Annotated in this window: 18 protein-coding genes; 8 read left to right on the top strand and 10 right to left on the bottom strand. The window is 52.6% G+C overall.

The genetic code is table 11. The features are described 5' to 3' along the window. Nucleotides 1–106 precede the first annotated feature (106 nt). The 5 genes from IPN95_12085 to IPN95_12065 all read right to left on the bottom strand — a co-directional run bounded on the left by IPN95_12085 (nt 107) and on the right by IPN95_12065 (nt 9,250). Complete coding sequence (locus tag IPN95_12085; protein MBK9450121.1) at nt 107–328, bottom strand: hypothetical protein; 222 nt, start codon at nt 326–328, stop codon at nt 107–109. A 266-nt stretch (nt 329–594) separates the two neighbouring features. Next, the gene (locus IPN95_12080) at nt 595–4,653 is read right to left on the bottom strand and encodes a hypothetical protein (protein ID MBK9450120.1); all 4,059 of its coding nucleotides are present in this window, start codon (nt 4,651–4,653) and stop codon (nt 595–597) included. A gap of 578 nt (nt 4,654–5,231) precedes the next feature. Then, nucleotides 5,232–6,131, bottom strand: coding sequence for a leucine-rich repeat domain-containing protein (locus IPN95_12075; GenBank protein MBK9450119.1), 900 nt, complete (start codon nt 6,129–6,131; stop codon nt 5,232–5,234). A gap of 12 nt (nt 6,132–6,143) precedes the next feature. Further along, the gene (locus tag IPN95_12070; GenBank protein MBK9450118.1) at nt 6,144–7,010 is read right to left on the bottom strand and encodes a hypothetical protein; all 867 of its coding nucleotides are present in this window, start codon (nt 7,008–7,010) and stop codon (nt 6,144–6,146) included. 128 nt (nt 7,011–7,138) lie between these two features. Next, entirely contained in the window at nt 7,139–9,250 is a 2,112-nt protein-coding gene (locus IPN95_12065) for a hypothetical protein (protein MBK9450117.1), read from the bottom strand. A 428-nt stretch (nt 9,251–9,678) separates the two neighbouring features. On the opposite strand from IPN95_12065, the gene IPN95_12060 reads away from it, so the two are divergent. Continuing rightward, nucleotides 9,679–10,695, top strand: coding sequence for a hypothetical protein (locus tag IPN95_12060; GenBank protein ID MBK9450116.1), 1,017 nt, complete (start codon nt 9,679–9,681; stop codon nt 10,693–10,695). A gap of 177 nt (nt 10,696–10,872) precedes the next feature. Here IPN95_12060 and IPN95_12055 read toward each other — a convergent pair whose 3' ends face one another. Further along, on the bottom strand, nt 10,873–11,166 hold the full coding sequence (locus IPN95_12055) for a hypothetical protein (GenBank protein MBK9450115.1): 294 nt from the start codon (nt 11,164–11,166) through the stop codon (nt 10,873–10,875). Between the two features lie 353 nt (nt 11,167–11,519). Here IPN95_12055 and IPN95_12050 point away from each other — a divergent pair, with 353 nt between their 5' ends. The 3 genes from IPN95_12050 to IPN95_12040 are packed head-to-tail and all read left to right on the top strand — an operon-like array spanning nt 11,520 to nt 14,871. Beyond that, nucleotides 11,520–12,152 (top strand): hypothetical protein, encoded by a 633-nt coding sequence (locus IPN95_12050; GenBank protein MBK9450114.1) that lies wholly within the window; start codon nt 11,520–11,522, stop codon nt 12,150–12,152. A gap of 32 nt (nt 12,153–12,184) precedes the next feature. Continuing rightward, nucleotides 12,185–13,195, top strand: coding sequence for a hypothetical protein (locus IPN95_12045; GenBank protein ID MBK9450113.1), 1,011 nt, complete (start codon nt 12,185–12,187; stop codon nt 13,193–13,195). 5 nt (nt 13,196–13,200) lie between these two features. Then, nucleotides 13,201–14,871: a sodium/sugar symporter gene (locus IPN95_12040; protein ID MBK9450112.1), complete on the top strand. Its 1,671-nt coding sequence runs from the start codon at nt 13,201–13,203 to the stop codon at nt 14,869–14,871. Nucleotides 14,872–15,025: 154 nt separating this feature from the next. Here IPN95_12040 and IPN95_12035 read toward each other — a convergent pair whose 3' ends face one another. The 4 genes from IPN95_12035 to IPN95_12020 form a co-directional block, all read right to left on the bottom strand. Next, nucleotides 15,026–15,493 carry a hypothetical protein gene (locus IPN95_12035; protein MBK9450111.1) on the bottom strand — a complete coding sequence of 156 codons (468 nt, stop codon included), beginning with the start codon at nt 15,491–15,493 and terminating at the stop codon, nt 15,026–15,028. 11 nt (nt 15,494–15,504) lie between these two features. Further along, nucleotides 15,505–16,023: a hypothetical protein gene (locus IPN95_12030; GenBank protein ID MBK9450110.1), complete on the bottom strand. Its 519-nt coding sequence runs from the start codon at nt 16,021–16,023 to the stop codon at nt 15,505–15,507. A gap of 17 nt (nt 16,024–16,040) precedes the next feature. After that, nucleotides 16,041–17,042 (bottom strand): DUF1028 domain-containing protein, encoded by a 1,002-nt coding sequence (locus IPN95_12025; protein MBK9450109.1) that lies wholly within the window; start codon nt 17,040–17,042, stop codon nt 16,041–16,043. Between the two features lie 79 nt (nt 17,043–17,121). Further along, entirely contained in the window at nt 17,122–19,401 is a 2,280-nt protein-coding gene (locus IPN95_12020; protein MBK9450108.1) for a T9SS type A sorting domain-containing protein, read from the bottom strand. A gap of 260 nt (nt 19,402–19,661) precedes the next feature. Here IPN95_12020 and IPN95_12015 point away from each other — a divergent pair, with 260 nt between their 5' ends. From IPN95_12015 to IPN95_12000, 4 genes are all read left to right on the top strand, one after another. Then, nucleotides 19,662–21,476, top strand: a complete 1,815-nt coding sequence (locus IPN95_12015; protein ID MBK9450107.1) for a hypothetical protein — start codon at nt 19,662–19,664, stop codon at nt 21,474–21,476. A gap of 114 nt (nt 21,477–21,590) precedes the next feature. Continuing rightward, a complete protein-coding gene (locus tag IPN95_12010; protein MBK9450106.1) occupies nt 21,591–23,849 on the top strand; it encodes a T9SS type A sorting domain-containing protein in 2,259 nt (752 codons plus the stop codon). A gap of 12 nt (nt 23,850–23,861) precedes the next feature. After that, complete coding sequence (locus IPN95_12005) at nt 23,862–24,686, top strand: hypothetical protein (GenBank protein MBK9450105.1); 825 nt, start codon at nt 23,862–23,864, stop codon at nt 24,684–24,686. Nucleotides 24,687–24,779: 93 nt separating this feature from the next. Continuing rightward, complete coding sequence (locus IPN95_12000; protein MBK9450104.1) at nt 24,780–26,714, top strand: S9 family peptidase; 1,935 nt, start codon at nt 24,780–24,782, stop codon at nt 26,712–26,714. The last annotated feature ends 125 nt before the right edge of the window (nt 26,715–26,839 follow it).

The raw sequence follows: 26,839 nt of genomic DNA, 5'->3' as shown, positions 1-26,839 counted from the left end.
GAGATCCGGTGGGCATGTTCACCCCTTGATCCACCCATGGATGCTATGCAGGTAATCCTGTCCCTGCACATGGTCCTGCCGACTCCAGGCGCGCCAGCGGCCGTGTTTAAATAAAATACCGCCCGTCCAGGTCCCAAAACAGCTTGTCCCGCGAGGTCCGTGCCCTGGTCAAGCGGTTGTCCGCATCATAGCTGTAACGGTGCGCAAAGAAGTCCCGGAACCCGTCCTGATACCGCACCTCGCGCACATTGCCTGAGACCGGCTCGTAGTCATAGTCAAGGTTCTGTATCCCCAGCCCCCGCAGGTCGGTCCAGCGTCCGCGACACATTCCCATGGTCGTCATGTCGATACAGGCACACAGCCACGGTATCCCCTTCGCTGTCCTCCCGCACCACCGCGCTCACACGCGTCCGCAGGTTCAAATTCATCCCCGCACCCTGGTTCAGCCCGGAGGCCGTGTCGTAAGTCGTGGTCACAATGTCGGTCAGCGTCTGCGAGGCCCGCGCTGGAAAGTCAAAATCATCCAGCACCGCCTGCGTGATCGATCCGCCATAGCCCTCCACCTGACCGCTTTCCACAGTGCGGCCCAATTCGTCATACCACACATAGCCGTAGTCGTTGCCCGCCACCTGCCGTGCATCGCGGCTCAGCCGCACTTGATCCTTGCTGTTGTACCACATTTGCGTCAGGCCCTTGTCGGGCGTTTTGGCACTGCGCGTCTGCTGCAATGTATTGTATGTGTAGCGTGTGGGCAGCCGGTGCGCGTTGGTATCCACCGACGGGTCCGCATACCCCCCCACCCAGCGGTTGGCCGCAACAGCGTCCAGCAACTCCACCCCCTCGGGCGGAACCGTCTGCACCAGTGTCCCCGCCTGATCGTAATAGTACAGCGTGTATTGGTAGTACATCGGCAAGTGCCGCACCTCGAAAGTCTCCCCGGAACGGCGACGAGAAGCAGGCCCGCGAAAAGGACTGCAACAACCCGTCGATATAGGCATTGTATTGGTTCTGGTAGGCATTGGTCGCATTCTGCGTCGCAATTGCCACCAAGGCTGCAACGCAACTGTCGTGCGTCGCCTCGGGATTGTCCGCCAGCAGCCAAGCAGAGTCAAGCGGCAATTGGGGCGCAAGGCAACTGTCCTGCCACACCAAAAACGAATCGCACGAGGAATACACGAATCCCTGCACCAGGCTGTCGGTGCTGTCGGCGGTCATCAGCGTCACCTCCAGCTCGATGTGCTGATAGTCGAAGGTCTCCCCGCCCAGCACGAAGCTCTGGTTCAAGCCCACGGGATTCACGTTCAGCTCGGGCACCCGCAAGAACTTCACCGAGTCCATCGCAATCCCCGTCCCGTTGGCGTCCACCAAATACAGCACCTGACAACTCACTGCATTGTTGGTGTCCACCAGCACCACCGAGGTATCGGTGACCACAATCAGCGAGTCACCCGGGTAGCACCACTGCAACACAGGGTAGTCGGCGATGGCGATCTGCCCGGGCCATGCCCCGTAGGCCCAGTTTTCATTGATCACATCCACCAGCGCCGTAAAGCAGGGATCCCAAAACGTACATAGCGTCTTGAGCGTATCGCCCAGGCTGTCGGTATAGATGTAGGGGTCCGGCACAGCGATGCTGTCCAGGAACTGATCACAGGAACCGCCCAAAATCGCCACCACTGCAGCAAGGTCGCCGGAGGTGATCGCCTCATCCATCAACAGCCCGGACGGGTTCCCATCCTGGCAGGTCCCCATGCAATAGTCAAACAAGGCATCGATCAGGGCCAGCGAGTCCTGTTCATCCAGCGCCGGACAACTGTCGGTCAGCTCCGCCACCCAAAGCGCCACATTGGCCGCACAGGCGACATTGCACTCCCCTGCGGTCACGAAGCTGTTGTAGCCCCCGATGTCCTCCATCGCAAACGCCGACATCGCAGGCTTGTGGACGATCGTATGCACATCCTGGTAATAGGGACAGCCCAACGAATCCTCCATGAGCCGTATCTGCAAGCCGATCTTGGCTGTCAAGTAGGCCCCCCGTGTATAGAAATGCCGCAAAGTATCCTCGCAGTCGGGATCACCCCCGCAGGAGGAGTAATAAGCGGGATCCAAGTCACTATTGTCGGGATTGAAATGGTTAATGATGGCAGAGTCAGGATCGTCCTGGAAAGGATGCCCGGCATCGTCAAGAAGTGAGTCCAGAAAAAGCCACCTGAAGTCGCCGCCGGAGCCAAAGGTGGTCTGGAACCAAGGATCCATGAGGCTGTCAGTCGGGCTGGGATAATAGTGGTACTGCACCGCCTTGCTAAAGGTAGGAAGCGAAGCCATGATCATATCAAACCTCCGGCTCCCGGTATCCGCCAAACATTGCCGGTAATGACACCATTCCCTGTGCGTCCGCACCAAGCTGTCGATGCGTGTGGAGTCGCCGGCAAGCCCGGCCCAAACCACCGAGTCATGCAACCATCCGCCCGGGGCGTAAGCCTGCCACATCTGCATATAGATCGAGCCACACTCGATCTGTGCGATATCGGCCCCCGTGATATAAAAGGCACCGTTGCATAGCGAATCCAGCGTATCCTGCCCGATCACATGGGCCGGTACCGTGTCCGGGCTCACCCAGATCGGCACAAGGCTATAGCAATCCACATCACAGACCGTCGTATCGATTTCCGAGATGTATTCATCGATGATGTCCTGCAGGTTCGGCCCGCAGCCCTCCAGCGAATCCAGCAATGCGTCCAAATCCACCGGCACCGAGCGCAGGTTCTTCTCCAACCGATAAGCCCCGATCCCGTCAAAATTGGCGCTGAAACGGATCTCCGCAGAATGCGACGGATTCGGACATCCGGCCCCCGTCTGGGGATAGATCGCCGTCAGGATGGTATCCGTCGGACCGCCGCTTGCACTGTCAAGGTCCACCAACCGCCCGTCAGGCCCGCGGATCGAGATCTCCAGGGTATAGGAGCATTCCTCGCAAATGCAGCCCAGCGCCACATTGGGCCCGGTAAACGCATAGTAGAAACTATACAGCTTGCCAGGCGTCTCGTTGGGGAAGATGTGCTGCGTATGGCTCAAACCCTCCAGGGTATCGATCCGGTTGTTGGCATAAAGGTTCTCCGTGACCGTGTCGGTGGGCAGGTCATCCAGCGCCACCAGATTGGCAGGGGTATCACCCGCCAGCGCCGTGGCAACCACACGCCCCTGCTGATCCTGCCAGGCAAGACCCAGCTGACCGTTAGGGTCCACGCTCATCTTCATCATGTAGTGGCTCGCCTTCCCCACATTCCCCCCGAACATCCGGTGCAACTGCGTCGCAGACGCATCCGCATAGAAAAACCGCGTTTCATGCCCCGACCCCAACCGGTGATCGTCCCCGACCCCGCTTTGCCGCGCCACGCGGCCCGTCGCGTCACGCATGAACTCCGTCTCGGTGAAGGGATACCCATTCGCGTCGGGAATATAATCCCGGTGCATCCCGCCCAAGGTATTGGAAGAAGAAAAATAGTTCGCAGAGCCGCTGTTCACCGCCATCGCATTGGTCAACAGGATGTCATCGAAGTCGCCGGGTTCGTAGGCCAACGTACCCCCGGCGGTCGTGTTCAGCAAATCCCGGTAATGCAGGTCAATCCCGGCTACAGGGATGGGGATCGTCGTCAGAACCCCCCGGCCCTCGTTGTCATACTCCGTCTGCACCACCACCGACGTGCTGTCGCTGCTCAATTGCGTCACACTTTGCCGCGTCTTCCCGGCTCCGTCCACATACGTCACCACCTTCTTGAATTTCCCGTCCTCGGCAAAACTCGCCGTCCAGGTCAGGTTGCGGTACCGCTCGAAACAGTCGGTCCCGTCGATCTCCCAACCCGCCGCATCGGACCAGGCCCCAAACCTCCTGTAGCTCCAGTCATTGCCCATGTCGATGAAACGCCCCACGGCACGCACGCGAAACCAAACCGTCCCCGCACGATAATTGAGCTGCGGCAAATAATAATTCCCGGGCATGTTCACCCCGCGCAGCGCGCTTGAAGACACCGCCGAATCCAGGCCCGATGCAGAATCCACCCAGGCCCATTCCAAATCATACTCCTCCGCCCCCGGCACGTAATTCCAGCTCAACACCCCCGTTGTCGAATTGAAATTCAAGACAGGCTGCTGCGCAATGTCGAGTTTCCGATAGCGTTCGGTCACCGTCACCACCTCCATGTGCACGTCCTCCGGAAAAGGCGTAGTCCCGCCCACCGTCACCGAGTTCAGCTTTACCCTCACAGTATGAGACCCGGGCGCGTAAACCTGCGCAGCCGTATAGTTATGCAAAGAGGAAGTATGCCCGATGGCCAAGGTCCCGGTCACAGGCTGCAACTGAGGCTGACCCGTAAAGAAAATCGTATAGTTGACACTCAAAGTCCAGTTGGCCCCGTCCACATCACTCAAAGAATCACGGCTATAAATCAACCGCACCTGATTCTCCCGCCGCACCGCAAAATCCCCCGGGTTGTTGAACTCATCCACCCACGTAGGGTCGCTCAACGTCACCACATGTCCCGCGGTCAGGTTGGCATTCGCAATCGGCTTCACATAGGTCACCGACCCGGCGAACAGGCTGCCATTCGAAAACAGAAGCAACACAGCCACAAAGGCCGATAGGCCGAGGCGCATTTGGGCCTTTGTGCAAAAGGACATTCCAAGCTCACTTGAACCTGCCAACCTAAATAGGATGTTATTGCATTCCATATATTGCCTCCAATGATGGCCAACCGGCCATTTTTACTTTTCACTTAGAGGGCGCCCTCCTGCCCCGACCCCATCGAATAACCAGTGCGCAAGACCGACATCAAACTAACCCTTATCTCTTGTGAACCAACCAGACTGTCAGCGATTTCAGCATTTTCAGTTGCAAGTACAAAGTATTCCCCGTAGGCAACCCTGTCCACCTCCATGGTGTCGCCTAGGAATACGATGCTCGGATGCTTTTAGTGCTTGATGGTATACGGATTAGGCCCAAGTGGCCTATCACCGACAAAAATTTCATCGATTTCCAGACCAACATTGCAAAGAACACACCCAGCAGATATTTTGACATATAATGTTTCAAATATCATATTCCAATGCCCGTGAAACCACCTTCGCAAAGGAAACTCGCCTTGATTCAGCTCAAATCTGAGCGCGGGGCACTTTCAATATCTCTATTCCTGCAAACTTAGACCATTATACGGGCCAGCAGAGACTTTGAGCTATTACCTTTTTACATACACCAAATCTGCGTTTTCCCATTGTAGTGTGTCGTCAAGACACTTTGGGCGGACAGCAGAATCAGTAAACCCTCCTATAAATATTTTCAGGACGGGCAATTCGCAAATCGATGGGGAGCAATATTGAATTTCTCCTGGTGCAACGATTCTTTCCAAATTAGACAAGCTCTTAATTTCATCAGGAACCAAACTCACGTTTGTGAAGGAAAAATCAATGGTTCTTAGCAATTCGCAGGAAAACAGTTGCTTTGGCAATGATTTAACACCCGTGTTCGAGATGTTGATTTCGCTTAGGTTGGAGAGATTTCCGATCCAATTTGGCAATTTTTGAAAAGGAGAATTTGAAACACTCAAAGTGGATAGCTCTTTTAAGGTACCGACGGAGAGCGGAAGGCGTCGCAACAAAATCGAATTCAACTTTAGTACGTTAATTTTCTTCAATCGACCAACAATACCAATTTTTCGGATTGGCAATAATGAAATTTGCAATTCCTCCAAATTGATGAATCTTCGGAATTTCCGTGGAATTTTTTCATGATTCGGCATGGGAATTTGATGGTTTTCGAAACCAGCCGCAAAATATTCAAGATCGCCATAAATCCACAACTTAGAAACCCAGGTCCACGTAAATAGAATTTCCGGAATTTCAGCAATCGAAGAGTCTACTGCAATTGCTATTCTTTTAAACCTTCTACAGTCTTCCGCCTCCATCAATCGTTGAAGATCCCTTTGGCTATTTTCTTTACTCGTGGAAAGCAGAATAACCAAATCAATTTCACCCTTGAATTCTGAATCTCCTTGCAAAGTGTCTACAGCGATGGCAACGACCTGAGAATAAGCCATAAGTGGCAATAAGAATGCAACAAGTAGAGCAACTCTTTTCATTGTGTCATTATTCTAATTCCAATTACCGCCATGAAACAATCTTGGTTTCACCCAGCGATTTCGATCATTTTCAAATCTCCCATATGTGTAGGTCGTATTATGGTCATCCCAATAGGTTACCTGAAGGATGCCTCGGCTATCCGTCGAGTAGCCGACAAATATAGCAGAATGAGCTCCAAGCCCGATAATCGCGCCAGGTGTTAGTCGCATGTCCCAAACCTCAGAGTTTGATACATGAAACCCCGTTCCAGACCACACTTGAACACCCGGTGCGGCCATTTTTCGCATTGCCACTGAAAGTCCCAAATTGTCTCCGTGCAACCTCGCCAAGTTCTGATCACCTGTATTTCCCGAGTCATATGTGACACCTGGCCCAAATATGTTTTGGAACTGATAATAGCCAACCTCGCCGTATGGCTTGTTTTTGGCTCCTGACCAATATTTAAACTTTTCGGATTCGGAGCCATACACGAATTCCACTGCGGCTGATGACCTTGCAAATGAAACTGGACTACATTTATTTCCTCCGGAACCATATTTATTCCCCCATGCGGGATTCTCGTCCAATCGACTCATTAAAAATTGCCCGACCAAATTGTCAAACTTGCCATTGTCGGAATGAAGCTCGGCTACCTGCTGGTTTTGTTCGGCATTTGAGATTTGGATGCTCCATTCCTCAAATTCCTCTGGATAATAATCAACCCCAATGGTGCCAAGGTAGGCTTCCAAGGTTGCAGCGTTGTCTCCTCGATCGGCGACCAACTTTTGACTTCCGTTATCATCTTTCTCCGGGTGCCATGGTTCAGCGCCCGTCGGGTCTGCCATGAAGATCGGGTTGTCCGCGAAAGTCGCATATCCCGAAATGCTTGAATTATTCACGGGATCTAATTCCCATCGCCGTCCCAACCTTGCATCATATTTCCAAAATAAAGCTGTATAGCTGTTTCCGTTACCCGAAATTTCATTGTCTTTTTCTTGACCATTGTACCCATACCGATACTCCTCGCTCACATACCCCGCTGCGGCATCTCCATCCCAAAGGGATAGTAATCCTGCATCCGCAACACATCCCCAACGTAGTACTCCACGATCCAGTCAGGCGCACCAGACTCCATCCCTAGCTTCAGGTCCGACACGACAGCCAGCACATCGCTCAACCGATTCTTCAACTCATACCGCCTCCAGCCGCGCGACAACAAGTAGCTCCCAATTCCCGGAACAGGCAAGGGCAATGGCTCGACGGCAGGGTCGGACTGACCTACGACACCACCGCCATGATACACAGGCCCGCCACCGACCACGATGGGGTCCATGGAAAACCCTCTACGCAAAACAGACGTCAAAGAACTCCTCAGCTCCAAAGAGTCGATGAGACTGTCCACAACTTCTTCATTTTCAGCCAAAAGTCCAAAATATTCCCCGTAACCCAGCCGGTCCACTTCCATCGTGTCGCCGCCAGGTTCCTGACACAATACTGCGACGATGCCCCCCTTGTCAGGCAGCGCCATGTCCATTTGCGCCCGCAACAACGAAAACCGCGTATCCCCCTGCATCACCTCAGGCAGCATCGCCAGGCGACCAAAAAGCTCCACACTATCCGTAAAAGCAACCACCAACCGCTGCTGAGGCTCCAAAGTATCCGCACTGTCCAGCACCACCGTATCCCCAGAGAGCAGCTCCACGAGGGAAAAATAACTCAAAGGCAGCCTTCGGTCAGTATTGTTCACCAAGACCACATACTCCCCTTCATTCCGCTCCGATTGATCAGGATCAGCAGGATCCTTCCACTTCGGAGAATCATACATCACCTCTCCGACCACCAAAGCCCGGTACGTCCAAGACGGATCAAATACAGGCCCAAGGCTCATCAGCTCGCTGCGCAGAAGCAGGTTCGCCGTCACCATCCCCAACCGGTCGGCACCATAAATCGGAAACTCCTTCACCCGCGTATGCTTCCATCCGCTCGCCCTCGTCTGTTCATACACCGACATCACATTCCCTTGCGGGTCCAGCGCATACCAGGTGTCCGTCGTATCAGGGTCAGCATCCTCCACGGGCATCAAAACTTGCTTATGTATCCGTCTGCCCATGCCATCATACCAGAAATACAAATCCGGCATCCCTAGCGTTCGCCCAGCCGATGTGCGGATCACAGCCCGCACCTTCCCCTGCAAGTCCCAAAGGATCGTGTCGATATGCTCCGAGCTGTCGCGCACCAAGTTCCCGATGGCGTCATAGCGGTAATTGAAAACATCCGGATTCCCGGATCCACCCGCCTGATCGTCGATGTCCATGTCCACCAACGTTTCAGAAACCCCGTCCCGCACCACCTTCAACTTGTTGTCCAGCAAATGGCCGCTGCCAGGTTCGCGGTTGTAGTGGTACTCCTGAATGTCCATGTCCCAAGCCTCCCAGTCCGTGCCCGTCCAATAGGGGAGGCAGCGGTGCATGTAGAGGATGTTGCCGTTGCGATCGTAGCCGTAGTCCGTATCGAAGTAGCCCGTGTTACCCGTCAGTCGATCCCAACCCAGAAAATCCCGGATATACGACCGCGACTGCTTGATGCGGTTGAGTTGGTCATATTGGTAGGCCATCGCATTGTAGCTTGCCCCGCTGTAACTGCTCATCCCCGCAGGGAAGTTCAGGTCAGTGATCATCAAGGCGATGTTCCCGTTGTAAAGCCCCGCACCTTGGCTTGGCAGTGTCAGGATGTCAGCGGCCATGTCAGTCCAAGCAGCCGCAGTGCTTCCCATGTTCACCGTCCCGATCGGATCATAGTCCCCGTCATAGAAGCCCAAGTGGTAGGCATAGGCATCCCGCGCCGCCCAGCGGTCCAAGTTGGCCCCGGCAGTCACATCCCCGTCACGCCCGGGCTCGTTCAACCCGGAGAAATCCCCCGGCATATTCACCCCCTTGATCCACCCATGGATGCTATGCAGATAATCCTGCCCCTGCACATGGTCCTGCCCGACCTCCAGCCGCCAGCGTCCTGGTGCTTGTAATAAAAATACCGCCCGTCCAGGTCCCAAAACAGCTTGTCCCGCGAGGTCCGCACCTTGGTCAAGCGATAATGGGATACGTTTAAAAATGTCAACAACGCCACAAAAAGTTTGAATCATCAATTTACAAAACCCAAACATAAAAATCAATTCCTACAAAACGATCCTTAAACTCGTCAGCCTGAGGCTGAAATGCAGCATCGGCGTTACGGCGAGACGCCGACGCCTCATTCGGCAAAGCCGCAAACAAAATCCCCTCCGCAGCAGAGCCGCCAACCTCCGCTTTGCCGTCGACCGCAAGCGGTCGCCGCCAAAGCGAAAAAAACGGTGGGAACCACCCAACCTCGGGCTCCCGCCCGAGGCTACCCACAGACGGCACCTTCGGCGCGAAAACAAACCATTTATCCAGCAGCAGACGAGGTCGTCCTCCTTCGATTCAGTCCAAGGCATTACCAACCAATACATTATTTAGAAAATTCTGCAAATCCTGTAAATTCTGATCCAGAAAATGTGTATATTCAACAATCGAATCCACCAACAACACGTAAATGGCAAAAGCACACGGCCCCATCTTGCTCTCCGGTAAACTCCAAAACCTCATTTTCCGCGTCCGCGACAACAAAAACATTGTCCACCTCGCACCCGACAAAATCCACGTTAAAAACGCCACCCAGCGTTACCACGACAACCGAATGGAATTCGGTGGCGCAGCCAAAATGGCCGGGCAAATCTACGCCGGCCTCCAAGCCAGCGGCCCCGATGACCCGCTGGGCCCCATTTTTCGAGCATATCCCCAGAACTTGTTCACCAGCCGCATTCGCCGCGCACCCAACAGAAACAAAGTCCACATCGTTGGCGAACAGCTGCCCTACGTCGAAAAATTCCAATTCTGCGACGTCGCACCAGCCCTCAAAGGCCTCGACCTCAGCGGCCCGGAAGCGCCCAGCGCCAAAGTCCACATGACCCCGATGGGCCCGCAGCACAACCCAACAGCGATCAAAATCACCGGCCTCACCGCCGCCGCAAATGCCATCCCCGTCCACGGCAACGCAAGACTAGAATTCCGCCTGCACATCCGTCAGACCGAGATCAAAGACATCTTCTACAATGCCATCCTCAAACAATGGCAACGCCAAGACGTCAAAACAAGAAACAGCAGCAGCATCCAAACCAAATGGTCCGACCCCAGCGATTGGATCCCCATCGACTTTTTCCCAAAAGATGGCATCACCCTCCCTATTCCACCGGTAGATGACACCCGCAACCACCTAACCGCCATCCTGATCGAATGGCGCGAAATCCGCCCAGTCGGTCGCCGCATCCTCCAACACCACAAACACGGCATCGTCAGAATCGCCGCGCTTCATGCCCCATGCGAAGCGTGGACTCAAGTCTCACACTCAACCTCACACTGCCACCTGCCCAGCGCCACCCATCACGCTGTCCCAGCCCCAAAAACCCTGTCCGACAGCCGAATGCGTCACCAAGACCCAAAGCAGTTCCTCCAAGCCGCCCTATCCAAACTATTCCCCAAAAAGGAATCCCCACCTCTCAGCAAACAATAAGCCCAAACCCACAATTTTCGCAAAAGGCCTGAATCTTTAGATCGCCGTAGGCAAAGGCCAAAATCCCATAGCCGGGGCCACCGCCCTCGGCCAGGATCCCCATGTCCCAACGCCAACCCCAAAGCGTCGCAGACGCCAACGCAACACCAATAAATGTCATCCGCCGCAGGCGGACCTTTAGGCAACCCACCGATCAAGCCATCCCAGATTGCAATCCAAGCGCCCAGAAACCGCAACCACCCTGCTACCAGAGTGCTGCATTGCACGCCAAATTCCCGCCAATCCCCCGCCAAACATGCGCTCTCCACCAAAACTATTGGTCAGACAGACGAGGCAAGCCTCGTCCCAAATCGGCACAGCCGATCCCTCGTCCTCGAACTGCTTCCCCAAACTCGCCAGCCAGAGGCTGACTGCAGCATCGGCGTTTCGGCGGGACGCCGACGCCTCACAGTCGGCACCGCCGACCGACATCGCCCCTCTCCATGGCCTTCAAAATCTCCGATGCCGAAGGACATGGAGAGGGGATGGGGTGAGGCGATAAAAAGGCGGCACGCCGCCAACAAAATCCTTCCGCCGCAAAGCCGCAATACAACGCGTCAACGCCGACGCCTCCCAGTCGCCGCCCAGCAAGAAGACCGATCGACAACCACCAACGCCGATGCATGAAAGCTGACCGTGGCGGCTATGAACGTGGCTGTCTATCTAGCTCCTCAATCAAATCGGCGAGACAGGCTTTTTCCCAATTGCAGGAAATTTGTCTAGATTGGCGTCATGCTGTCCTTCCACAGGATTGGCATGATAATTCAAATTTTACCAATCATAGAATGAATAGAACAAGAACATTCTTCTTTGTGGCGATTGCCCTTTGCAGCCTCACAGCCTGCAATTTTGGAGGCGGCAATCACAACGCCAAGGATTGCGCTGCCCAAGAGAAGGTGCGACAGGCATTGCATGGTGCAAATCAGAATCTGCTCAGGCAAAACCGTAGAACCGCGATGATGACCAAATCGGGAATCAATGAGCAGGTCGCTCAAGGCGATTCCAAAGCCGAATTCCTTTTGAAGCACATTGACAAGCTTGAGGAGGAAACGGACGAAATGACGCGCTACCTCGAAAATCTTTTGCGCCAATTGGCCAAGATGGGTGGTGGTTACGACTTCCAACCCTTTGATAAGCCAGACGAAAATGTGGCCAACCAAACGTTATGGGGCCTTTCGCCTGCGAATGAGGGGCGTGGGGATGGCGAGGCGCACATGCTTCGGGAAAAGCTGAATGGCTACATCGACTTCGCAAATGACATGAAACACCAAACCGAAGGCAAGAGTTCCCGCTCGCAACATTTGGACAGATTGCGATTGACCCCGGCAAAGATCCCGATGCACCGAATTATGAGGACAAAACGAAACCATGGGAGGTTGCCACATTTGAGGGAACAAACGTCATCACAGACCTCGTGACCTTGGAGCGCCTTCGCCAGTCGGTTTTGCAGGTGGAGAACGAAATACTGGAAGTTTTTTTATCCGCGTCCTCGGTGCAGCCCACGTTCAAGGTCGATTCGTTGGCCTTCTTTGATATTCCGAGATCGAGGGTCGTTGCAGCAGGGATGAAATTTGAGACCACGCTGGCGGTCGCCATGTTTGACTCCGAGGTGCGGCCAGAATTTATTGGGAGTGGCGTTCGCGCGAACCCAGGTGGAACAAGCGCGACGCTGTCCATGACCGCGCCGGGTGGCTTTCCAGTCGGGCAGCATCAAAAGGAAGCAAGCTATGGGGCGACTGCAAAAATTCCGACTGCCAGTGGCGACATCGCGGAATTGCAGTTGCAAGGAAAATACACTGTCGTAAAACCTGAGGCTGTTTTCGAATCCAAATCCGTCCAGAATTTGTACTTTCAATGCGGCAATACCTTTTCCCTTGACGTGCCGCTGCTGGGTGAATATTACAGCCCCAAATTTTCTGCCTCCGAGGCGGAAGTGTTCCTAAATCCCGTAGACAAGCGCATTGTTACGGTCGTGCCAAAGGGTAAAACCTGTGTCGTCGCACTATCATCGCTGACCAATGGGCAAAGCATCAAAATCGCCGACTTAAGTTTTCGCGTGATTGCGCCGCCCGCTCCAAAGATCCGACTCATGGTCGATGGAAAGGAATATGATGGCTTGAACGCGATCAACGCCAATAGCAATGCCATGGTGAAGATCATTCCCGACGATGGCTTTCGCAGTGGCCTTCCCAAGGATGCCCGCTACACCATCGATCAGATCGACATTCTTGCGCAAAAGACAGCCGGAGGCACCCTCACAAAAGTGGGCAGTGCCAACTGTAGCGGCAAAGACGCCTTCAATGGAATTTCAATTAGCCTCGGCAATATGCTCAAAGACGTTCCGACGGGAAGCCATTGTTGCCTGAAGATCGGCAATGTAAACCGCATCAATTTCCAAAATAAGCAGATTTTGGAAAAATTTGATGCCCGTGAAAAGGTGATTACTTTTGTTGCAAAGTAAGTGATATGCACCAACTCCAACCGCTCGATTACGTCGTCTTTCTGATATACTTCGTGATCGTGGCCGCCTACGGCTTGTGGGTCTATTTCCGGAAGCGCAAATCGGAAGTTGATTCCAAAGACTACTTTTTGGCCGAAGGTTCCCTCACGTGGTGGGCCATCGGTGCCTCCTTGATTGCCTCCAACATCTCCGCCGAGCAGTTCATCGGCATGAGTGGGGCAGGATTTAAGCTCGGTTTGGCAGTGGCGAGCTACGAATGGATGGCGGCAGCGACCTTGATCGTGGTGGCCGTGTTTTTTATGCCGGTTTACCTCAAAAACCGCATTTTCACCATGCCGCAGTTCCTGAGCCGGCGGTACAACGACACCGTGGCCATGATCATGGCGGTGTTTTGGCTGATGCTCTATGTCGTCGTCAACCTTACGAGCATCCTGTTTTTGGGAGCCTTGGCCATCAGCAGCATTTCGGGATTGAGCCTCGAATTGTGCACCTACGGACTCGCGGCATTTGCCATTTTGATCACACTCGGTGGGATGAAAGTCATCGGCTACACGGACGTGATTCAAGTCTTTTTCCTCGTTCTCGGCGGATTGGTCACGACCTATTTGGCGCTGAACTTGGTCGCTGAACAAGGCGGCGGCAGCGGATTTTTTGACGGATTCAGCATGATGTCCACGCAGGCAAGCGAACACATGCACATGATCCTGAAGCGCGACAATCCCAACTTCCTCGATTTGCCCGGCTTGACTGTTCTGCTAGGGGGCATGTGGATCGCGAATTTCAGCTATTGGGGCTGCAATCAATACATCACGCAAAGGGCCCTTGGGGCGGATTTGAAAACAGCCCGCAACGGCATTCTCTTCGCTGCATTCCTCAAATTGCTGATGCCCTTGATCGTCGTCATCCCCGGTATCGCCATGTATGTGCTCTTCAAAAATGGGCAATTCCAAGCTGAAATGATCGGTCCGGAAGGCGCCATGGCACCGGACAAAGCGTACCCAACCCTGTTGAATTTGCTGCCCGTAGGCCTGAAGGGCTTGAGCTTTGCAGCCTTGACCGCCGCGATTGTGGCCTCCTTGGCTGGGAAAATCAACAGCATCGCGACGATTTTTACCTTGGACATCTACAAAAAAGTCATCGTCAAATCCGCCAGCGAAAAGCAACAGGTGCGGGTCGGGCAAATTGTCGTGATGATTTCCATGCTCATCGCCGTGCTGATTGCACCCCATTTGGGCATTGACAAGGGCGGATTGAACTATATCCAAGAATATACAGGATTTGTAAGTCCGGGCATCTTCGCGATGTTCTTGTTGGGATTCTTCTGGAAACGGGCCACGAGCAATGCCGCATTGTTTGCTACCATCGGCGGATTCGGGTTCTCGGTGCTCTTCAAGTTCCTCCCACGGATGATGGATTTGTCTTGGCTCTCCGGCATGGGATTCTCCAAATTGACAGCAGACGGTATCTACGAAATTCCGTTTCTGGACCGGATGGGATTCGTCTTCATCCTCTGTATCGCCGGCATGTGGGTCATTTCCATGATCGAAAACCGCAGCGGCGACAAAGCCCAGAAGCTCGACGTGGACATCGCCCTGTTCAAGGTCTCCAAAAGCTTTTTGGTCGGCAGCCTCCTGATTGTGGGCGCCCTCGTGGCCTTGTATTGGAGGTTTTGGTAAGCGAATGGGAGTTGGTCTGTCTGACAAACTTGGATTCTGGATTAGGTCGTATTGAATGCATGGTGTTGTTGCCCGGGGCGTTATCGAGCTGTTAGGCTCGGGTGTAAAGTGCCGCACGTTTTCGGGGGCCTCGTGTGTCTCGCCAGGTTAAATTTCAGTCATTTCCCTGCGGCGATGTCCCAGGGCTGATGTTAGTTGCCTTCCCAAAACTCAAGTGCAAAAACAACAAAGTCACCAAAAGGGCGATGATCGCCGGAAAAATGGAGGCAGGCCCCTTGTAAAGCGCATTCCCCACGGCCGAATCAGAGGACTTGAAATCCAGAATCGTATAATAAACATGGACGATGAAAATCAGCCTAGAGAGCCAAATCTGCGCCTTGGCTTCCTTGACCAGCCATCCAATCGCGCCGATGAGCAATCCGAGGATCAGCATATGGGAATAAACCCAAAAGATCGCATCGTAGTAATGCGGCGAATCCAATTGTGCTTGTGGCACTTGGTATTCGGCCATCGCAACCATCAACCCACGGGCAAACAATCCGCCAGCCAGGAAGATGTAGAGAATGCAGACAGTCAGGCAACTCGCCTTGAATCCGGGAAGAAAATTGAGTGGCTTTTTCATATTCTTGATGCTCAATAATAATACATCACCAAATCCTGGCCAGCCGATTTTGCCTTGGTGCACCAGTCTTCGAATTGCGCTTTTTGCGCTGCGTCATGATCGGTATCCTTGATGCTCATGGACGCCTTGTCAAGATCGGCGTGAAATACCATGTAGACGGAAGGGAAGTCATCCGGCGAAGGGAGTTTTTTGGAAATTCGCAAGTGATACATGCTCGTCCCAGCCACTTTGTAAATTTCCTCGTCGCGCACCGGATACCATTCGCCGTTGGCCAAAAACGTTCCAAAATAGCGGATCATCGCCTCGATAACGTACCAATACAGGTGACCGCTTTGAGGGTGTGAAATCTTCCCATCCAAAAAATCTGTAAGAATTTCCGTGGCGGAAGGATCCCCAAAACTATTGTCCAATTGTTGGAGCCTCGCCTGGATGGCATTTCTGATGCGACTTGCGAGTTCCTGGTCACTCGTCCCGAACAATTGCTCGATTTCTGCCAGTTTGACCCGATAAGGCATGATTCCGTATCCCATATTTTCAATGATTGCGTTTAGTTTTTGATCAAAGTGACGCCTTGCTTGTTTTCTCCATGGACGACCTGCAAGCGGTAAAGTCCGGGGGGTAGATGTCCCATATTGATGGTTTGCTGATGGAAACATTCCATGCGTGAGATGACCCTCCCCACTGCATCGAGAATTTGAACCTCAAACGGGTTGTTTCCTGCCCCCTCCCACTCCACCGTCAGACGGTCATTCGCGGGGTTAGGAAAAACATGGAGGCTTGCGATGTCCGCGCTGGGTTGAATGGCCGTCACATTGCAGGTCTTCACCGCATCAAACAAGGTCTGCAAAGTATCGATCGGCTCGATGCCTGCGTTGTTGTGCGTCTTGACCGAAACCAAAAAGGAGGGGCTGCCATACGGATCGTTGGGCTGCGAAACCTTGACGAATGCAAACAAAGAGGACGTCCCATTGACGCTGCAACGTGTATCGGCGCCCACCATATTGGCGCCCTGCAAGGCTGCCATCAGTTTGCAGGCCAAGTCGCCCGGGGCGCGGTTGAACTGCGCCTCCATCGAATCCAGAACCATTTGCCCGAGCAGGATATTGCCCTGAATGCTGTAATTCGGACCCAGAACGTGACCTTTGTAATTGTCGGTATTCACCCCGGTATGCGCCGCCGCTTGCGGACTTCCATTCACCAAACCGACCACACCATACTGCCGGATGTTGGGATTTCCCTGAATGTCATTGGCGACCAACCAATCGATGATCTGTTGTGGCGTATCGCCAGCGTTCATTCGCGTGCGGGCATTCGTCTGATTGCCAGCGAGGTAGTACGCTTGGGTATTGATCGCGCCCACACCCGGAATCAAGTCACCGAGAAAATGATTCGTGTATCCGGGGAAGGAAAACAAGTCCACACAAGAGGCGCCTGCGCTACCCACTTCGCCCGTGACGCTGTCCACCGCCACGATGGAAAACGTGTCTTGTGCCGCCAAATCGACCCAACCCAGGGCAAGCATCCATCCGACAAGGAGCAATTTTTTCATGGTATTCTTTTAATGGCAAGATAGAAAAATGCGTTCGATTCAGGAGACACCGTGCGCAGAACAAATATTCGCCTGCGCACTAACGCTGGACAATCAGCCTTTGGCGGTAAATTTTTATCCGATCACCAGTTTGGAATTCGACGAAATAAACACCCGCTGCAAGCTCCCGGATGTCGATTTGTTCGTCATGCCCTGCAAGCAGGCGATGCTCCGAGCGCAATTGGCCCGCAAGGTTGAAAAAACGCAGCAGCCCATCCTCCAAATCCGATTCGGCCCGAACGCTGACAAAGTTGCCTGCAGGATTGGGCCATATAACCAGATCATTTTCCAATGGCGAGGTGGTTGCCAGCAAATAGGCGACGCCCACGACGATGGTGTCACTTGCGAAACATCCCACGCTATCGGTGACGGTCAAGAGGATGTGGTGGATGCCGGTACCCAAACCCATCCCCGTGAGCAGGAGGCTATTGCCTGAATCTCCTGTCGACCAATGGTATTGTACAAATCCGGAAGGCGCTGAAAGCAGCAAACTGGCATTAAAGTCAATGATGGTATCGGCAGGCAAGGCGACATCAGGCTGTGACAACACGGCGGTGACCGGAATCCTGCCTGTGCTGCAATCGCCGAGCGGTCGGCTTCCATGGTGGTAATACACCCGCGCGTTCAAGTCACGGGGATAGAAACTGTTGGAAAAGCCCGTACTTACGCCGCTGCCCGTAAAAATTGCAATTTCCGCATTGCTCCGTGTTTGAGGCTGCGAAACGGAGTTGTAAGAAAGCGTCGAAGCCGTGTTCTGCAAGTAAAAATACAAACCCATCGTGTCTCCGGCATTCAGGGAAAGTCCACCAAGCGGTACTTGGGTCAAATTTCCCGAATTGTTCACTTGAACCGTAGTGGTGCCCAGCAAGGTCCACGCTCCGGGATTGGTCTGAAATCCGATATGGGTGCCGGATTTGGTATAAATACCGACGGTTTGCATTCCCAAAGAATTGATTTTGATTCCAAAGCTGTCGATGGTCAAGGCCGTCAGCGCACGCACATCCATCATTGCTCCATTCCAATTTACACCCGAATTGAGCGTGGTCGACAATTGCCCGACTTCAAAGAGGTTACCTCTGACGGCTTCAGCAAAATAGGTGGTGGTCGTGGAAAGGTTAGGCGTCAAATACAGGGGTCCGTTTCCGACAAGGCTTCCACCTGACTGCGAATCATACCAAAATACAGTGTCTTGCGGATCCACGATGACCGACAAAGGCATTTGTCCGATGCCGCAAAGCGTGTCGGATTGTCCTGTCAGCGTCGGAATTCCAGAAAAATGGGCTAAAAATTCGGTGGTATCATTGGCCGCAGCCAAATCACCGGGGTACACCACCCATACGCGCATGCGGTAGTACCCGGCAGTGGCGGTATTGACCATGAAGTCAAAGCTATCGCTGTCGCAGGTTCCCAAAACTGCCAGACTGCCAACGAGTTGCCCTTGTTGGTTGGTGGTCAGATTTTCCCAAAGCATGGTCAAGGCCGGCGAATTCGTTGCGGCTTGCCCGAAATTGGCGACCGACGCACGAAATATGCTTTGTGGGTCGCCACATACAGGCGCATACACGGGCGAGAGCGAAAGCGCCGCAAGGTCCACAAAAGGAAGCGGCAAAAAGAGCGAATCAGGTATGAATTCGGCAATGACCCGATTGCAGAGGATGCCGTGCGCCGCATTGTTGAGGTGGGTGCCGTCGCCAGAATCGTAAAGCGTATCAATCCAGCCATTGGGGGCTGCAATCGTCGTCCAAAAGTCGATCGCCTTGCTGCCGTATCGTGCATAGATCGAGTCGCGCACTTCGATTTGCTTGAGCACCGATTGCGGATTGGTGTAGTTTTTGGGTTGGGTGGTCGTGATCCAAACGGGTACCCCGGCCAAAGCTGCAAGGTCGATGATCGTGTCAAAGTTGCGGAGTTGCTCGGCGACGGTAAATCCGCTGGAAACATCATTGGAGGGCATGTTGATGATGATGGCATCGGGGTTGAGGCTTAAGGCCTGCGTGATGTTGTGGGTCACATCGGGTGTAGGCCGTCCCGGCGGCGGTGTATAGCCCGTGGGCATGATGCGGTAGGTCGTGAAACCGCCGACAGCAAGGTTGGTAAGGAGATTGGCAGGATTTACAGTCTGCAAATGCCGGCGGTAGCGGTTGACCCAGGTACTGTCAGGGCTGCTTGGGCCTGAGCCTGCCGCGGTCGACGAGCCGAGGACAACGATATGGTAGGACTGTGCCCTGGCACAGGGGCTACCCAAAGACTGTCCCGCTACCAGTTGCAGACCGTAGACGTGCAAGAGCAGCAACACAAGAAATACCAATTTCGAATTCATTCCTCAAGTTAACAATCACAGAGGAATTCAGTAGCAAAACAACAAGATTTGAACTAAGGAATAAGTTTTCGAATACATTCCTTGCAAATGCGAAATGGAATGTGGATACGGTCGTAGCCTTGAATCGTTCCAGCGCCTTTCTGGACCAAAATCCCATCATCATGGAATTATTAAACATTTCCAAGGAACAATGATCCTTGCAATGGTTTGCATTGCGAAGGATGAAGCATATTCACCTTACGAGATTGATCGGTTCTCCTATGCATCGGTTTCTTTTTGGCCTTTTGCTTTGCGTTCCCACTGCATTGTCGGGCTCGAGCATCGACGGCCAAAAAGTCTCATTCCGGCGCCTGATGGAGGAGCTGACAAACGATGTGGTGGATTTGCCGGCAGAAAACAACGTCGGTTATCCTGTTTCCTACCATTCCAAAAAGGATTTTGTCATCCTCCGAAATGTCGAGGTGGTTTTTGACCGCGCGGAGGACAATGACCTCGACAAACGGTTTGTTACCAACGGTCCACCCATTATCGTGCGCAAAGGTGTCGAATTCAACAATTGCATTTTCCCGTCTGCTTATTGGTACTTGCTGCGCAATGTTGTGTTTGAGGACATCGTCGGTTTTAGATCTTGTCAATCCTTGCAGGGCATTTTCAAAGGATGTACGTTCAAACATCATCTTTATATCTATTCGAGTCAGCTGGAATTTTTTGACTTTGACAGCTGCACCTTCCATCATGGCATGGAAATTACCGCGAGCAAAGTCAGTGACCATTTGAGCTTTACCAATTGCGTTTTCAGCCAAAACCCCGAATGGGTGCAAAATCCGAGGGTAAATGAAGCACAGAATGTCATCAAAAACCTGCCGCCGGTTCCGCCTTTTTTCGAATTATTGAACCGCGTGGATCCGTTTGACCTCAGTTTCGACCGCTGTGTTTTCCACCTCGACAAAGGTCTTCCCAATCGTCGCAGCGCAAAAATCAACCTGGGAAACTCGGCGTTCAACTCCTTCAACTTCACGCATAATACGACAAACGTTCCCCTCGATCTTTCATTCACCGCCGTCGACAATCAACTGAGCATCCACGACTGCAATTTGGAGGGCAACATTTTGGCCGAGGCCTTCAATTTCAACACCAGCAATGCCAAAGTCGAATGGCAGAGCCTTGCAGGCGACAAAATTGCCATTTACGACCCCGAACAAAACCTCATGCTCCACGGCGGCAACATCAACCAATTCCGCAGCAATTTTGGGTTCAACACCCTTATCAGCACTTATGCCTTGTTTTACTCCTCCTACCGTGACCAAGGCAATCGCCTCTCTGCCAATGCTTGCTACAACGAATGGAAGGATGTCGAAACGGCCTACCTTGCTTATCTGTACGAAAAAGATCCTGATTTTCAGGTGTATTTTCAATGGTTGATGAACGTGTTTTTGAAGACCTTCTGCGACTACGGAACCAATCCGGTGAAGTCTATGATTTGGTCCTTTTGGGTGTTGTTGACCTTTGGACTGTTTTACTTCTTCTTTCCACGGCATTGCGGTATTCAAAGTCGGATTTCAATTCCGCTGCGCATGCAGAACTATGCGAAGTGGTTCACAGAAGGTAAATCACTGGTTTCCATCCTCGAAGACCACCATGATGAGGAAAATTATCTCGACGAGGAACGCGATAAATTTCTACAATTTCTCAAGGAGCACAAAAAAACGCTACCCGCCTATTTCAATGTCGGCGGATGGCGATGGATCCGTGTCGACAGCCTTTATTTTCGCTTTCAGAAGGCGATTTATGGCAGTTTTGACAACACCTTGGGCAAATGGCGCATGCAAAGCACGTTGAAGCGGCTCACGGCAACAATGGGCTTCAGCCTGATTTTGCTCGCCCATGTGGTCACACAGCTCGCGATTCATTTGCTCGATGCCTTCACCAACAGCCTCAATGCCTTCACGCAACTCGGGTTTGGCGAAATCCCTTTCCAAGGCATGGCCAAATACATGGCTGTCCTGGAAGGTTTCGTCGGATGGTTTTTGCTCAGCATCTTCAGTGTTGCTTTGATCAGTCAGATTATCCAATGAAAACGAAGGGGCATCACACGAGATTGGTTGGGTGAATCAAATCGGCCTTTCCCAAACTTGGACAGTCCCGCGTGGCGAAGTATCTTTGGCAAAATGCCCAATTCGGCTCATTCTATGAGAATTGTCCTATTTGCTGCCTTGCTTTTTATCTGGTCTTCGCTTGCTGCCCAAAGCCCTGATTGGCGCATTGATCCCTACGAAGACAGATATTTCGTGGAAAATATCGGACAGTTTGATGACGTGGAGGGCAAGCCTGTTTTTGCTGGCGTGGACAACAAGGGAACCGAGATTTTCTACACCTCCGCCGGGTTCTCTTACCGATTCCGGAAACCCGTCGCCGTGCCGCGGTACATGGTCGAGAAGGAATCCGAGGACGAACCCGACAACGAGAAGGAAGATCTTCAGAAAATCATCTACGACACCCTTCAGATTTCCGCCGAATGGTTGGGCTCCACGGGCACTGCCATTCGATTGGATTCCCTCCAAACACCTTTGTTTCATTATGCTGCGAATGGAGGCCAACTTGTTGGGGCTCGCAGCTATTCAGCCCTGAAGTACAACGGTTTGTATGACGGAATAGACCTCGAATATACGTTTCATGCATCCGAGGGAATCAAGTACAGTTTGACCGTGAAGCCGGGCGCTAATGCTGCAAATATTGCGCTGGCATTCGCAGGAGCTGACGAAATGTTTCTAGACAGCGAAGGCAATCTTCACGCCACCCTCGGCGATGCCGCCTTGATCGATCACGCACCGACGGCTTATTTACTGGAAAGCGGTGATCCTGTGGACATTCGATTTGAATTGGTGGGCAATGTATTGCGTTTTGAGGTTGCAGATTATGACCACGCACAGACGTTATTCATTGATCCTTGGATCATCAATCCGGGTTTTACAGCCCAAGGAAAGGTCTTTGATGTGGGCTGGGATTGCAGTGGAAATATCTACGCGTTTGGCGGCAGCAGCCCGTGGAAAGTGAAGAAATTTACGTCCGCAGGTGCCTTGGTTTGGAACTACAACACCAACCATACCGATTGGTACGGCGACATGATCACCGATGACCTCGGCAATGTTTACATCATCGAAGGTTGCTGCGATGGCAACCGCGAAAAATTGAACAGCAGCGGCATCGTGCAATGGACCGTCAACAATGGCGTCTACGAATTCTGGCGTCTCGCCTTTTCCTGCGATTTTTCGCGGTTGTCGATGGCGACGGCATATTCAGCAAGTGCCGTTTTGGTTCCCGCGAATTCGATTTCAACAGTCAATCTCACGACCGGCGCCCTGACTGGGGCTGTGGTAGTATCTGGATCGGAACCGCGCGCGTTTGAGCCCGCAGCTTCTGGCAATTATTACGTTTTGACAGCGGTCGGGAATGAATTTTTGGGCAGAAACAACACCTACGGACCGATTTACAACGTGGGAAATGGCTACAGCTTATTGTACAACGGTCCGCTGTACGCCAATGGAACGAATACGACTTCGGGGATCAATGGACTTGCCGTTTACGGCACGTTTGCCTTCACGACCAACGGCGTGACGTTGATGAAACGCAATCTGGCGACGGGAGCTTTGATCACGAGCGTCGCAATTCCGGGAGGCACCGCCGAGCAGTATTCTGGCGTCGCGGTCGACAATTGTGGCAACGTATTTGTCGGCTCCAACAACAATGTTTATCAATACGATGTAAACCTGGCGCCTACGGCGACGATCCCGATTGCGGGCGCAATATATGACGTTGCTGTCAGCGGAACCGCGCAGTTGTTGGTGGCTGGAAACGGGGTATTGGCTTCGCAAACAGCGCCTTGTGTGGCACCGTGTCATACCTGCATCATTCTTCCTCAAGGTTTGTCGGATTGGAATGCGCAAGTCAATACAACGAATCAGGTGGAACTCAGCTGGGCAAATTCGAATCCCAATTCGGAAGGTTCCTTCACGGTGGAAAGAAGTGCAGACGCCCGCAATTATGCACCGATGGAAACGAGGAGGGCCGACCAAACGCAATATTCGCTGTTGGATATTGCGCCCTTGAAGGGCTATTCTTGGTACCGCCTCGCGTACACAGACGCAGCGGGCACGGTCGCGTATGCGCCTGCGAAGCAGGTTTGGATTGCGGACCAAACACCAAGCCTTTCCGTTTACCCCAACCCTGCGCAGGATTGGCTGCGTGTGCAGTTGCCCCAAGCAGAAGGCGAAGGCATTTTGCAAGTCATCAACGCCCAAGGAAGTGTTGTCATGGCAACGGCTGTGCTAGGAACGCAGTTGGCAGAGAGTTTCCAAATGGATGTTTCAGACCTGGAAACCGGGATTTATACCCTTCGTATTTTGGGGATGCAGGCTCAGGCTGTGAAATTTTGTAGAATGGATTTCTAAAACGAATTTGATGTGAGTATCTATTCCCCCAATGCCTTCCTTCTCGGTACGATGATTTCGGCTGTTCTGATTTTCGGCGGCAACGTGCTCAATTTGCTTCTTTGCAGGCTTTTCAAAATTGGCGTGCTGGAATTTGTCACTTTCTATCATCGGTGGCTGCCGTTGCACAGTGCCACGGTTGGTGGCATCAAATTCATTTTGGGTTGGATTCCCACCGGGTCGAGTCTCAAAGTCTTCGGTATGAACATGACGGAGGAGGAGCGCAAACAGATTCCCGTTGAGGAACTTCCTTATGCGTTTTTCACCAAGCCCAAATGGGTAAAGATCTTATTGCAAAGTGTTCCATTTCAGCTGATTGGCTTGCTGTTTCTGGTCGTGATGACAATGCAATCGGGCAACCGCAGTCTGGTCGAGACCATTTCTGCTTTCCACGCTTTGGTGCTCGATGCGTTTGCCGTCATGTTTTCGGATTCCATCACCCATGACGAGTTTTTGATCGCCGCAAAGTCCTTGCTTACCGACAATAGTCCTGCCCTGTTTGCTTTGACCTTGTTCGGAGTGTATTGGTTGCTTTGCCTGCCACTGAATTGGGTCATGCACGCCATTGCTTGGGGTTCTGAAAAGCCTTATCGCCTCTTGGGCGTCATCGGTTGGTTGGCCTTGCTGCCGACGATGTGGGTGCTCTTCTGGAAAATCCCCAAGTTCGTTTTCTCCTTCTTTTCCTGGGGGGAGGTTTTCGTGCACAGTGCGAATGTGCTCGTCGGCGTTTTCGTGACGGGGCTGGTGCTGCATGTGTTGACGTTGATGGTTGCGAAGCTTTCTGCGAAGGGGCGGTAACCAAGTCCACACCCGCCGCGTCCAATCCCCAAATGCATCCCCCGTCGGGCTGCCGATATTCTTGTTATCTTCGCTTTCTCAAGACTTAAGAAAATGAAAATCAATTCACTCAGTCGGGCGTTTTTTGCGCTCACACTCCTGCTCACATTGGGTATCCTTGGCTGCAAGGATGCGACGCAAAGCACCCCACCGCGCGTCATCAGGCAATATACCATCGAGCAGTTCTACAAGAACACGAACGTGGGCGGTGGCTTTTGGTCGCAAGACGAATCCAAACTCCTCGTCCACAGCAACGAAACCGGCATCTACAACCTCTATGAAATCAATGTCGCCGACGGCAAGATGACGGCCCTCACGCATGATACCGTGCAGTCGTTGTATGCACAGGGCTACATTCATCCTGCCGGCCCGGAGGCGAATCTCGACAATCAGGGAATCATCTATTCTGCCGATCAAGGCGGCAATGAGCTGAGCCATATCTACTTCCTCCACGATGGAATATCGACCGACCTCACGCCCGGAAACGATGCGCGCAATGATTTCTTGAATTTTAATTCGGCCAAAAATGCCTTCTATTATGGCAGCAATAAACGCAATCCGCAGGCGATGGACCTGTACAAAATGAGTTCCGCAGATTGGAAACCGCAGCTCATTTTCCAAAATGACGATGCCCTCGAGGTTGCTGACCTTTCCATGGATGAGAAAATGGTCTCCTTGGCCCGTCCGGTCACCACAAGCGAAAACGAGCTGTACATCCGCGAAATCGCATCAGGTAAAATGACCGCAATCCACGACAGCACGGCCCCCGGAAATTACTTGGGAAGTGGATTCAACAAGGATGCGAGCCATTTCTACTATCTCACCAATGCCAAGTCGGAATTCACCGTTTTGATGGATTATGAAATCGCAACGGGAACCCATCGCAAACTCTACGAAGCCAAGTGGGATGTGCAGTACAGCTACCTCAGCGAAACCGAAAAGTACCGCGTCATTGCCATCAACGAAGATGGCAAAAATAGCCTCAAGGTCCTCGACAACAAGACGATGCAAGAGGTTGCATTCCCTGATATTCCAGATGGCGACATCCTCGCCGTGAACATCAGCGACGCCGAAAATTGGATGCGCCTTTCCGTAGGAACTTCCAAAGCTCCTTCGAATATCTACGCCTACAATTTCGCATCCAAGGAGCTCAAAAAACTCACCAACACGCTAAATCCGGAGATCAATGCCGAGGATTTGGTCACTGCCGAAGTTGTGCGCTTCAAGAGCTTTGACGGTCAGGAAATTCCAGCCATTTACTACAAGCCGCTGATGGCCACGCCCGACAGCGTTTCGCCAGCGTTGGTGATGGTGCACGGTGGCCCCGGCGGACAGTCGCGCACCGGCTACAATGCGATGGTGCAATATTTGGTCAACCACGGCTACGCCATTCTCGCGGTCAATAACCGTGGCAGCAATGGTTATGGCAAGTCATTTTACCGAATGGACGACCGCAACCACGGCGACAAGGACCTGAAGGATTGTATTTGGGGCAAAAAATGGCTGCAATCCCAAAATTACATTGATTCGACCAAAATCGGCATCATCGGCGGCAGCTACGGCGGCTTCATGACCATGTGCGCGATGACCACAACCCCCGACGAATTTAAAGTCGGCGTCAACTTCTTTGGCGTGACGAATTGGCTGCGGACCTTGCGCTCGATTCCGCCGTATTGGGAGTCCTTCAGGAAGGCGCTTTATGCCGAAATGGGCGATCCATCCACCGCCGACAGCGTTCGTTTGTATAATATTTCACCGTTGTTTCACGCCGACCAAGTCAAGCATCCGATCATGGTGCTGCAAGGTGCCAACGATCCCCGTGTACTGCAGGTCGAAAGCGATGAAATCGTCGCCGCCGTCAAGAAAAACAACGTAGTCGCAGAATACGTCGTCTTCCCCGACGAAGGCCATGGCTTCGTGAAAAAGGAAAACGAAATCAAAGGCTACGGCGAAGTGCTGAAGTTTTTGGATGCGCACTTGAGGAAGTAAAGGTTAGCAATTAGAAATGAGAAATTAGAAATTAGAAATGATGGGGGGATTTCTCATTTCTCATTTCTAATTTCCATTTCTAATTTTTGCAGCGGACCAATCAAAAAAGGCACGAAGTCATTCAA

This window comes from Bacteroidota bacterium (genome assembly GCA_016718825.1).
Taxonomy (GTDB): Bacteria; Bacteroidota; Bacteroidia; order J057; family JADKCL01; genus JADKCL01.
The sequence above is the reverse complement of the archived record's forward strand: the minus strand, read 5'-3'. Positions and strand labels throughout refer to the sequence as shown.

What these genes read in the sequence shown, in the direction of transcription:
- IPN95_12085 (MBK9450121.1), bottom strand. Translation starts at nt 328, where the DNA reads ATGTGTCGCGGACGCTGGACCGACCTGCGGGGGCTGGGGATACAGAAC.
- IPN95_12080 (MBK9450120.1), bottom strand. Translation starts at nt 4,653, where the DNA reads ATGCGCCTCGGCCTATCGGCCTTTGTGGCTGTGTTGCTTCTGTTTTCG.
- IPN95_12075 (MBK9450119.1), bottom strand. Translation starts at nt 6,131, where the DNA reads ATGAAAAGAGTTGCTCTACTTGTTGCATTCTTATTGCCACTTATGGCT.
- IPN95_12065 (MBK9450117.1), bottom strand. Translation starts at nt 9,250, where the DNA reads ATGATTCAAACTTTTTGTGGCGTTGTTGACATTTTTAAACGTATCCCA.
- IPN95_12060 (MBK9450116.1), top strand. Translation starts at nt 9,679, where the DNA reads ATGGCAAAAGCACACGGCCCCATCTTGCTCTCCGGTAAACTCCAAAAC.
- IPN95_12055 (MBK9450115.1), bottom strand. Translation starts at nt 11,166, where the DNA reads ATGTCGGTCGGCGGTGCCGACTGTGAGGCGTCGGCGTCCCGCCGAAAC.
- IPN95_12050 (MBK9450114.1), top strand. Translation starts at nt 11,520, where the DNA reads ATGAATAGAACAAGAACATTCTTCTTTGTGGCGATTGCCCTTTGCAGC.
- IPN95_12040 (MBK9450112.1), top strand. Translation starts at nt 13,201, where the DNA reads ATGCACCAACTCCAACCGCTCGATTACGTCGTCTTTCTGATATACTTC.
- IPN95_12035 (MBK9450111.1), bottom strand. Translation starts at nt 15,493, where the DNA reads ATGAAAAAGCCACTCAATTTTCTTCCCGGATTCAAGGCGAGTTGCCTG.
- IPN95_12030 (MBK9450110.1), bottom strand. Translation starts at nt 16,023, where the DNA reads ATGGGATACGGAATCATGCCTTATCGGGTCAAACTGGCAGAAATCGAG.
- IPN95_12025 (MBK9450109.1), bottom strand. Translation starts at nt 17,042, where the DNA reads ATGAAAAAATTGCTCCTTGTCGGATGGATGCTTGCCCTGGGTTGGGTC.
- IPN95_12020 (MBK9450108.1), bottom strand. Translation starts at nt 19,401, where the DNA reads ATGAATTCGAAATTGGTATTTCTTGTGTTGCTGCTCTTGCACGTCTAC.
- IPN95_12015 (MBK9450107.1), top strand. Translation starts at nt 19,662, where the DNA reads ATGCATCGGTTTCTTTTTGGCCTTTTGCTTTGCGTTCCCACTGCATTG.
- IPN95_12010 (MBK9450106.1), top strand. Translation starts at nt 21,591, where the DNA reads ATGAGAATTGTCCTATTTGCTGCCTTGCTTTTTATCTGGTCTTCGCTT.
- IPN95_12000 (MBK9450104.1), top strand. Translation starts at nt 24,780, where the DNA reads ATGAAAATCAATTCACTCAGTCGGGCGTTTTTTGCGCTCACACTCCTG.